10 protein-coding genes are annotated in these 9,864 nt (G+C 67.6%); 7 read left to right on the top strand and 3 right to left on the bottom strand.

Annotated elements, in window-relative coordinates:
- The first annotated feature begins 112 nt into the window (after positions 1 to 112).
- From HMPREF2914_RS16440 to HMPREF2914_RS16460, 5 genes are all read left to right on the top strand, one after another.
- Positions 113 to 892: a class II aldolase/adducin family protein gene (locus HMPREF2914_RS16440; protein ID WP_003091880.1), complete on the top strand. Its 780-nt coding sequence runs from the start codon at positions 113 to 115 to the stop codon at positions 890 to 892.
- On the top strand, positions 889 to 1,785 hold the full coding sequence (locus tag HMPREF2914_RS16445; RefSeq protein WP_003102328.1) for an alpha/beta fold hydrolase: 897 nt from the start codon (positions 889 to 891) through the stop codon (positions 1,783 to 1,785). The genes HMPREF2914_RS16440 and HMPREF2914_RS16445 overlap by 4 nt, the downstream gene beginning before the upstream one ends.
- Before the next feature lie 98 nt (positions 1,786 to 1,883).
- Positions 1,884 to 2,177: a hypothetical protein gene (locus tag HMPREF2914_RS16450; RefSeq protein WP_003111018.1), complete on the top strand. Its 294-nt coding sequence runs from the start codon at positions 1,884 to 1,886 to the stop codon at positions 2,175 to 2,177.
- 115 nt (positions 2,178 to 2,292) lie between these two features.
- Positions 2,293 to 3,204 (top strand): SDR family oxidoreductase, encoded by a 912-nt coding sequence (locus tag HMPREF2914_RS16455; RefSeq protein WP_003111019.1) that lies wholly within the window; start codon positions 2,293 to 2,295, stop codon positions 3,202 to 3,204.
- 116 nt (positions 3,205 to 3,320) lie between these two features.
- Positions 3,321 to 4,091, top strand: coding sequence for a crotonase/enoyl-CoA hydratase family protein (locus HMPREF2914_RS16460; RefSeq protein WP_003091874.1), 771 nt, complete (start codon positions 3,321 to 3,323; stop codon positions 4,089 to 4,091).
- A 19-nt stretch (positions 4,092 to 4,110) separates the two neighbouring features.
- On the opposite strand, the gene HMPREF2914_RS16465 is transcribed toward HMPREF2914_RS16460, so the two are convergent.
- The 3 genes from HMPREF2914_RS16465 to HMPREF2914_RS16475 form a co-directional block, all read right to left on the bottom strand.
- Positions 4,111 to 4,455 (bottom strand): cupin domain-containing protein, encoded by a 345-nt coding sequence (locus HMPREF2914_RS16465; RefSeq protein WP_003091873.1) that lies wholly within the window; start codon positions 4,453 to 4,455, stop codon positions 4,111 to 4,113.
- Between the two features lie 34 nt (positions 4,456 to 4,489).
- Positions 4,490 to 5,896: an NAD(P)/FAD-dependent oxidoreductase gene (locus HMPREF2914_RS16470; RefSeq protein ID WP_023092617.1), complete on the bottom strand. Its 1,407-nt coding sequence runs from the start codon at positions 5,894 to 5,896 to the stop codon at positions 4,490 to 4,492.
- A 90-nt stretch (positions 5,897 to 5,986) separates the two neighbouring features.
- Positions 5,987 to 6,730, bottom strand: a complete 744-nt coding sequence (locus HMPREF2914_RS16475; RefSeq protein ID WP_073668237.1) for an AraC family transcriptional regulator — start codon at positions 6,728 to 6,730, stop codon at positions 5,987 to 5,989.
- A 284-nt stretch (positions 6,731 to 7,014) separates the two neighbouring features.
- Between HMPREF2914_RS16475 and HMPREF2914_RS16480 the strand changes: the two genes are divergently transcribed.
- Both HMPREF2914_RS16480 and HMPREF2914_RS16485 read left to right on the top strand, forming a co-directional pair.
- Entirely contained in the window at positions 7,015 to 8,772 is a 1,758-nt protein-coding gene (locus HMPREF2914_RS16480; protein ID WP_003102337.1) for a DUF1302 domain-containing protein, read from the top strand.
- A 56-nt stretch (positions 8,773 to 8,828) separates the two neighbouring features.
- The coding region (locus tag HMPREF2914_RS16485; protein WP_070702833.1) for a DUF1329 domain-containing protein at positions 8,829 to 9,864 on the top strand (1,036 nt) is incomplete at its 3' end.

Raw genomic sequence — 9,864 nt, forward strand, 5'->3', positions numbered from 1 at the left:
GGCTGAATCCTCCGCCATTCAGCCGGCGCGCGAGTGTAAGCCCGGCGACAGTCGCCGGAGGAGGGCGGGGCTAGACTGCGGGCATCCGATAACGACAAAAGAGGATGCCGCCGTGACCGCCGTTCACTCCCTGCCCGCCGATGTGCAAGCCCAGGTCTCCGCCGCCGAATGGCAGACCCGCGTCGATCTCGCTGCCTGCTACCGGCTGGTCGCCCTGCACGGTTGGGACGACCTGATCTTCACCCACATCTCGGCCAAGGTGCCGGGCACCGAGGACTTCCTGATCAACCCGTTCGGCCTGATGTTCCACGAGATCACCGCCTCCAGCCTGGTGAAGGTGGATGCCAGCGGCAAGAAGCTGATGGACAGCCCCTACGAGATCAACCCGGCCGGCTACACCATCCATAGCGCGGTGCACGAGGTCCGCCACGACGTCGAGTGCGTGCTGCACACCCATACCGCCGCGGGGATCGCGGTGTCCTGCCAGAAGCAGGGCCTGTTGCCGCTGTCGCAGCAATCGTTGTTCGTGCTCTCCAGCCTGTCCTACCACGCCTACGAGGGCGTCGCCCTGAACCATGAGGAAAAGGCCCGCCTGCAGGCTGACCTGGGGACCAGCAACTTCCTGATCCTGCCCAACCACGGCCTGCTCACCTGCGGCGGGTCCATCGCCGATACCTTCCTCATGATGTTCACCCTGCAACGCGCCTGCGAGGTACAGGTGATGGCGCAGAGCGGCGGCGCCGAGCTGATCCACATCCCGGGGCAGATCCTCGCCGGCGCGCGCGACATGATCGCCGGGGTGATGCGCAGCAAGACCGGCATGGGCGGCCAGCTCGCCTGGCCGGCGCTGCTGCGCAAGCTCGACCAGCAGAACCCGGGCTACCGCCAGTGACCGCGGCGCTGCCCGGCATTCCCCTGGAGGCCTGGCGGAGGCGCGGCCGCACTCTGGATTTCAAGGGCTTCCCGATCCGCTACTGGGAAGCCGGGCAGGGTCGGCCGTTGCTGCTGATCCACGGTTTTCCCAGCGCCGCCTGGGACTGGCACTACCTCTGGGAGCCGCTGGCGCAGCGCTACCGCGTGCTGGTCTGCGACCTGCTCGGCTTCGGCGATTCGGCCAAGCCGCGCGCCCATCGCTACAGCCTGCTGGAGCAGGCCGACCTGCAACAGGCGCTGCTCGGCCGCCTGGGAATCGACGAGCCGCTGCACGTGCTGGCCCACGACTACGGCGACAGCGTCGCCCAGGAACTGCTCGCCCGCCATCACGAAGGCCGGCTGCGGCTCGCCTCCTGCGTGTTCCTCAATGGTGGACTGTTCCCGGAAACGCACCGCCCGGTGCTCAGCCAGAAGCTGTTGCTGAGCCCGTTGGGCGGGCTGTTCGGCCGGCTGTTCGACCGCCGCGCCCTGGCGCGCAACTTCGCCAAGGTCTTCGGCCCGCGCAGCCAGCCCGGCGAGACCGAGCTGGATGCCTTCTGGAGCCTGATCGAAAGCAACCAGGGGCAGCGGGTGATGCATCGCCTGATCCGCTACATCGTCGACCGCCGCGAGCAGCGTGAGCGCTGGGTGGCGGCGTTGCAGCACGGCGGGGTGCCGTTGCGGGTGATCGACGGAGCCGTCGACCCGATCTCCGGGGCGCACATGGTCGAGCGCTACCGGCAACTGGTCGCCGATGCCGACTGCGTGCTGCTCGATGGCATCGGCCATTATCCGCAGATCGAAGCGCCGGCGGCGGTGCTCGAACATTACCTGGCGTTTCGCGCCCGACTGGATGATTCAGAGTTTTCTTAAGCGAGTTTGAGATTGCAGCAAGTGCCATCGCGCAAGGATCGGGGCTAGGGTGCTGGCGCCTCGCTGGACGAGGCGTTTCGTCACCCATGGAGGTCTCCATGCACGATCCCGTTTCTCCCTTGCGCGTGTTCGACGAGGGCTCCTGGTTGTTCCGCCAGATGGTGCAGGCGCAGCCGTTCATCCGCCAGTCCGGGATGGTCCTCGCCGAACTCGGCCTGCTGCTGGCGCTCGGGCTCGGCTACCTGTGCTGGCAGGAAGGCAGTCGCTGGTACGCCGTCGGCGCCGGCCTCGCGTTGCTCGGCAGCCTGCTGCTGGTGGTGGTCCGGCACAACTACGACTGGTGGCTGTTCAAGCTCGGCCCGCGTGGCCGGCTGTACATTCCGTTCGACTGAAGCGGAACATCCCGCTGCCTTATCGGGCGCCATTCATGGCGGCGCGAAGCCTTGTCCCCGCCGGCGGGCTGGCCGACACTCGGGCAATCCTTCCTACTGCCCTGGAGTCCCGAACATGAGCGATGCCCTGCGTTTCGACGACCAAGTCGTGATCGTCACCGGAGCCGGCGGCGGCCTTGGCCGCGCCCATGCCCTGCTGTTCGCGAAGCATGGCGCCAGGGTGGTGGTCAACGACCTCGGCGGCAGCACCCATGGCGAAGGCGCCAGTGCCTCGGCGGCGGACAAGGTGGTGGCGGAGATCCGTGCCGCCGGCGGCACCGCGGTGGCCAACCACGACTCGGTCACGGACGGCGGCAGGATCGTGGAGAACGCGCTGGACGCCTTCGGCCGCGTCGACGTGGTGGTCAACAATGCCGGCATCCTGCGTGATAAGACCTTCCACAAGATGGAGGACGCCGACTGGGACCTGGTCTACCAGGTGCATGTCGAAGGCGCCTACAAGGTCACTCGCGCCGCCTGGCCGCACTTGCGCGAGCAGGCCTACGGGCGGGTGGTGTTCACCTCCTCGACCTCGGGCATCTACGGCAACTTCGGCCAGAGCAACTACGGCATGGCCAAGCTCGGCCTCTACGGCCTGACCCGCACCCTGGCCCTGGAAGGGCGCAAGAACAATATCCTGGTCAACGCCATCGCCCCCACCGGCGGTACGCGGATGACCGAGGGGCTGATCCCGCCGCAGGTCTTCGAGCAGCTCAAGCCGGAGCTGGTCAGCCCGCTGGTGGTCTACCTCGGCAGCTCGGCCTGCGAGGATACCTCGGGGCTCTATGAGGTCGGCGGTGGCTGGATCGGCAAGGTGCGCTGGGAGCGCAGCCTGGGCTTCGGCTTCGATCCGAAGGCCGGCTTCGATGCCGAGGACGTGGCCGCGCACTGGCAGCAGATCTGCGACTTCGAGAACGCCGCGCACCCGGCGGACAACGTCGAGGCGCTCCGTGAAATGATGGCCAACCTGCAGAAGCACGCGCTCTGAGACGCCCGGCGGATGCGGCGCGGCCGCGGGAAAAGGACTAAGGTGAAGACCGGCTGACGCCGGTCTTCTGCCATCCGGCCGGTGTCTTTTTTCGCTTTTTCCGCAGGGAGTCTGTCATGAGTGTCATCGTCGAACGCAACGGCCCGGTCACCACCCTGGTCATCGCTCGCCCGGAGCGGCGCAATGCGGTGGACCGGCCGACCGCCCAGGCCCTGGCCGACGCCCTGCGCGAGTTCGAAGCGGACGATACGGCGCGGGTCGCGGTACTCACCGGCAGCGGCGGCAATTTCTGCGCCGGCGCCGACCTGGCGGCGGTAGCCGAGGATGGCGAGCGGCGCAATCGTCTGGAGGCGGAGGGCGACGGACCGATGGGGCCGAGCCGCATGCAGCTCGGCAAGCCGCTGATCGCCGCCATCGAAGGCTATGCGGTGGCCGGCGGGCTGGAGCTGGCGCTGCTCGCCGACCTGCGGGTGATGGCCGAGGACGCCATCTGCGGAGTGTTCTGCCGGCGTTTCGGGGTGCCGCTGATCGATGGCGGCAGCGTGCGCCTGCCGCGGATCGTCGGGCAGGGCCGGGCGCTCGACCTGATCCTCACCGGGCGTCCGGTGAAGGCCGACGAAGCGTTGCAGATCGGCCTGGCCAACCGGGTGGTGCCGAGCGGTTCGGCGCGAGCCGAGGCCGAGGAGCTGGCGGCGGAACTCGCCGCCTTCCCGCAGACCTGCATGCTCGCCGACCGCGCCAGCGTATATGCGCAGTGGGAACTGTCCTTCGACGTGGCCCTGGCCAACGAATTCCAGGGCGGACTGGCGGTGATCGAGAGCGGCGAGACCCTGGAGGGCGCGCAGCGCTTCAAGGACGGCGAGGGGCGCCACGGGCGCTTCGAGTGACGCCGTCGCGCCGCCCGGGCTAGCGGTGGATGATCACGTAGCTCTTGCGCACGGTTTCCTGCACATCCCACACGCCGAGACTGTTCTCCGGCAGCAGCAGGGCATCGCCGGCCTCGATGCGGATGGTCTCGCCGCCGTCCGGGGTGAAGGTGCAGCGGCCTTGCAGGAAGTGGCAGAACTCCTGCTCGACGATCTGCCGCCGCCAGCGTCCGGGGGTGCATTCCCAGATGCCGGTTTCCACCTGGTCGGTGCGCTCCACGGCGTAGGCGCGGGTCTGCGCGACCGGCTCGCCAAGGGGCACCGCGACCGGGCTGGCGGCGCCAAGATCGGCGCCGGCGGTATTTTTCAGAAGGGTCAGGGCCATGCGGTTTTTCCTCTGTGGGAGGTGGAGGGGATTCTCAGCGCATCAGGCTTTCCATGCCGGCCGCGAGGGTTTGCGCCAGGCTGCGGCGCCAGGGCGCGCTGTGCGGATCGGCAAGGACCCGGTCCTCATGGACGAAACTGCGGATGATCGCGTTGTAGCCGAGCCAGCGGCAGGGTTCCGGTTCCCAGCGGGCCAGGCTGTCCAGTGGACGCTCGCCCAGCACCCAGGGCTGCCGCAGCAGCTCGCTGTCCTCGCCGAGGATCAGCGCGGCCAGGGTGCGGCCGCCGAGGTTGCTGGCGCCGACCCCTTCGCCGCCGTAGCCGCCGGAGAGGGCGATGCCACTGGCGCGGTCGAGCAGCATGTGCGGGCGGAAGCGCCGGGCCATGCCGAGGTTGCCGCCCCAGGTGTGGCTGATCCTGGCGTCCTTGAGCTGCGGGAAGAGTTCGCCGAACAGGTAGCGACGCAGGCCGACTTCCTCGTCGTCGAGGCTGAAGTCGTTGCGCAGCTTGCCGCCGAAGCGGTAGCCGCCCCGCGCGCCGAAGGCCAGGCGGTCGTCGGCGGTGCGCTGGCCGTAGGTGACCTGGCGGCTGAATTCGCTGAAGGCCTGGCCGCGCTCCAGGCCGATCTCCGCCCAGACCGACGACGGCAGCGGCTCGGTGGCCACCAGCAGACTCTGCACCGGCAACTGGTAGTGGCCCAGTGGCGGCAGGCTGGCGGCATAGCCTTCCACCGCCGGCACGATCCATTCGGCGCGCAGTTCGCCGCGCTCGGTGCGCAGCAGGCCGCGTTGCCAGTGCAGCACCCGGCTCTTCTCGAACAGCCGCACGCCCAGGCGCTCCACCGCGCGGGCCAGGCCGCGCGCGAGCCTGGCCGGCTGGATGGTGGCGCAGTGCGGCGAATGGATCGCCCCGTAGCTGCCGGGGATGCGCAACTGCTGGTCGAGTTCCTGCGGCGTCAGCCAGCGGTAGTCGCTTTCGTCCAGGCCTTCGGCATAGAGATCATGCAGATAGGCGCGCAGGCGGCGTTCCTGTTCCGGGTAGCGCGCCGCGCAGTAGAGCACGCCGCCCTTGCGGTAGTCGCAGTCGATGCCTTCCTCTTGCAGCACCCGCGCGACCTCGTCGGGAATCCCGTGCAGCAGGTCGTAGCCGGCCCGGCGCCGTTCCGGCGGCAAGCCGGCGAGCAGGCCGTCCTCGCCGAGCAGGTTGCCCATCAGCCAGCCGCCGTTGCGCCCCGAGGCGCCGAAGCCGGCGGTTTCCGCCTCGACGATGGCGACGCGCAACTGCGGCGCCCGGCGCTTCAGGTAATAGGCGGTCCAGAGGCCGGTGTAGCCGGCGCCGACGATGGCCACGTCGACCTCGAGGGATTCTTCCAGGGACGGGCGCGCTTCGAGCGCATCGTCCAGTTGATTCATCCACAGGCTGAGGTGGCGCCAGGCCGACATAGAGGGCTCCATAGCGAGAGGGAAGGGGGAATGCGGCGAGAGTAGGAAGATGCCGTGCGCCTGTCGTGCGCGCGGGTCCGCTGGGAAATCTCAGCGGCGCGACGACAGGCGCTTCAGGTATTCGCGCGGAGACTGGCCGGTGTGCTGGCGGAAGCAGCGGTAGAAGGCCGACAGCGAATTGAAGCCGGCGGCGAAGGCCAGTTCGTCGACCCGTCCGGGCAGCTCGCCGGAAAGCTGGCCGAGCAGGTGTTGCAGGCGGGTCTGGTTGACGTACTGGTAGAAGCTCAGGCCGAGCACCTGGTTGAGCAGGTAGGAAATCTGGTTGCGCGTATAGCCGGTGGCATTGGCCACCTGGGTCAGGTCCAGGTCCGGATCGAGATAGGGCTGGGCCTGTTGGAAGTAGTGCTCCAGGTCGCGTGCCAGCAGGCTCAGCTGCTTGGCCGAAAGCCCCAGGCGGCTGGCCGGCGGCCGGCCGTCGCCGCCGGCCTGGGCTCCGCCGCCGCTTTCGTGGACCAGCGAGGCGTATTCGTTGATGCGCCAGATCAGGCCGTCGTGCACGGTGATCGCCTCGCTGGCGCGGAACGAAGCCAGGCGGCCGCTGAGGGTCACCCGCAGGCGGTACTGGATGAAGGCGGTATCGCCGTCGAAGCGGATACGGTCGGTGTGCTCCAGCGACTCGTCGGGGCCCTTGGGCATGGTCGCCTCGACGTACTCGCGGAGATCGGCCAGGCGCATCCGGCGGTTCTGGAAGAAGTCGTTGTATTCGACCTCGGGATGATAGAGCGCCATCACCGCGTCGATGTCGCGGTGCTTCCAGCTGAGGTGATAACGCATGACCGTCTCGCGGGTGGCGTCGGCGAGGTCGCGGTCGGCGGGAATGGACTGTTCGGGCTGCATGCAGCGAAGGATGCCATCGCCGCCGCCGGCGGAACAGTGCCGCGCCGTCATCCATGCACTGGATGACGGCGTATCCATCCTGCATATGGCGTTCGCCGAGGCGCTTTCCAGGGCCCCTGTTCACTCTTTCGGGCGACAGCCGGAATACCTCCTTGGTGCGCTTACCGCCGTTCGGGCCGCTGGGTAGGGTGTAGCCACCTCGACCCTGTCAGGAGAGCCGCATGACAACAACAAAAAGGCGCGGAATCTTCCCTCTGCACGCACTCGCTGCGGCCACAGCCCTGGGTTGCGCCACCCAGGCCTCGGCCGTGTCATTCAACATCGGGGAGATCGAAGGGCAATTCGACTCGTCGCTGTCGGTGGGGGCCAGCTGGTCCATGCGTTCCGCCGACAAGGACTACATCGGCACCCGCAACGGCGGCCACGCCTCGTCGCAGACCTCCGACGACGGCCGGCTCAACTTCAAGAAGGGCGAAACCTTCTCGAAGATCTTCAAGGGCATCCACGATCTCGAACTCAAGTACGGCGACACCGGCGCGTTCTTCCGTGGCAAGTACTGGTACGACTTCGAGCTGAAGGACGAACACCGCCTGCTCTACGACATCGACGACCACAATCGCAAGGAGGGCGCCAAGTCCTCCGGGGCGCAGCTGCTCGATGCCTTCCTCTACCACAACTACAGCATCGGCGACCTGCCCGGCAGCGTGCGGGTCGGCAAGCAGGTGGTGAGCTGGGGCGAGAGCACGTTCATCCAGAACTCGATCAACAGCATCAACCCGATGGACGTCGCCGCGTTCCGCCGGCCCGGCGCGGAGATCAAGGAAGGCCTGATCCCGGTGAACATGCTCTACCTGTCCCAGGGCATCAGCGACGCGCTGACCGTCGAAGGCTTCTACCAACTGGAATGGGACCAGACGGTGATCGACAACTGCGGCACCTTCTTCTCCACCACCGATGTGGTCGCCGATGGCTGCGAGCGGATGGTCTATGCCGGCAGCGACTTCGACCCGAACCCGGCCAACGGCTACCGCTACCTGCCGCGCGCCGGCGATCGCGATGCCCGCGACAGCGGCCAGTGGGGCCTGGCCCTGCGCTGGTACGCGGCGGAGCTGAACGACACCGAGTTCGGCCTGTACGCGATGAACTACCACAGTCGCAACCCGTACTACAGCGTGATCGCCGGCAACGGCCTGGCCACCTCCGACCCGGTCACCGGGCGCTCCACCGGCTATTACTTCATCGACTATCCCGAGGACATCCGCCTCTACGGCCTGAGCTTCCAGACCAACATCGGCAGCACCTCGGTGGCCGGCGAGCTGAGCTACCGGCCGAACATGCCGCTACAAATCAACAGCACCGACATGTCGATCGCCGCGATCTACCCGACCACCCTGTTCGGCAACCCGATCTACGACAGCGGCTTCGCCACCCCGCGCGCCGGCGAGGTGATCAACGGCTACGTGCGCAAGCCGGTGACCCAGGCACAGGTGACCGTCACCCAGTTCTTCGACCGGGTACTGGCGGCCGACCGCCTGACCGTGGTCGGCGAAGTCGGCTACAACCACCTCAGCGGGGTCGACGGCGACGACCTGCGCTACGGCCGCGACGCCATCTACGGCATCGGCGAACTGCCGAACAACGCCTTGTGCACCGGCGCGCTCAACGTGGCCAACCCGCAGGAGTGCAACAGCCACGGCTTCTACACCCGCAACTCGTGGGGCTACCGCCTGCGTGGGATCCTCGAATATCCCAACGTGTTCGCCGGGGTCAACCTGAAGCCGAACCTGGCCTGGTCGCACGACGTCGAGGGCTACGGGCCGAACTTCAGCGAGGGCGCCAAGGCCGTCAGCGTCGGCCTCGATGCCGACTACCAGAACACCTATACCGCCAGCATCAGCTACACCGACTTCTTCGGCGGCAACTACAACCCGATCAACGACCGCGACTTCCTCGCGGTGAGCTTCGGGGTGAACTTCTGAGGTCCGCCGCCCCTCGGGGCGGCCGCTTTCGCGGATACGAACAAGGATAACGACGCATGAAAACAGCACGACTCCTGTCCTCCGGGGCGCTGGCCCTCAGCCTGCTGGCCGGTTCGGTGACGGCGGCGGTTTCGCCCGACGAGGCCGCCAAGCTCGGCAGCAGCCTGACCCCCATCGGCGCGCAGAAGGAAGGCAACGCCGACGGCAGCATCCCGGGCTGGACCGGCGGCCTCGCGGCCAGCGCTGGCAAGGTCGACGGCAAGGGCTTCCTTTCCGATCCCTTTGCCGACGAGAAGCCGCTGTTCACCATCACCGCGCAGAACGTCGAGCAATACAAGGACAAGCTCTCCGACGGCCAGTTGGCGATGTTCAAGCGCTACCCGGAAACCTACCGGATCCCGGTGTACAAGACCCATCGCACGGTGGCCCTGCCGGCCGAGATCGACGAGGCGGTCAGGCAGAGCGCGCTGAACGTGCAGCCGATCAACGACGGCAACGGCCTGTCGAATTTCGAGAAGAGCCGCTACTACGCCTTCCCGATTCCGAAGAACGGCGTCGAAGTGCTCTGGAACCACATCACCCGCTACCGCGGCGGCAATCTCAAGCGCATCATCGTCCAGGCTACCCCGCAGACCAACGGCAGCTTCACGCCGATCCGCTTCGAGGAGTCGGTGGCATTCCCGCAGAACATGCCCGACCTCGACCAGAGCAAGGCGGCCAACATCCTCACCTTCTTCAAGCAGCAGGTGACCGCGCCGGCGCGCCTGGCGGGCAACGTGCTGCTGGTCCACGAGACCCTCGACCAGGTCAAGGAGCCGCGCCTGGCCTGGGTCTACAACGCCGGCCAGCGCCGCGTGCGGCGCGCCCCGCAGGTGGCCTACGATGGCCCGGGCACCGCCGCCGACGGCCTGCGCACCTCGGATAACTTCGACATGTTCTCCGGCGCCCCGGACCGCTACGACTGGAAGCTGGTCGGCAAGCGCGAGATGTACATCCCCTACAACGCCTACAAGCTCAACGACCCGACCCTGAAGTACGGCGACATCATCAAGGCCGGGCACATCAACCAGGACCTGACCCGCTACGAGCTGC

The sequence above is a fragment of the Pseudomonas sp. HMSC067G02 genome (genome assembly GCF_001813485.1).
Taxonomy (GTDB): Bacteria; Pseudomonadota; Gammaproteobacteria; order Pseudomonadales; family Pseudomonadaceae; genus Pseudomonas; species Pseudomonas aeruginosa.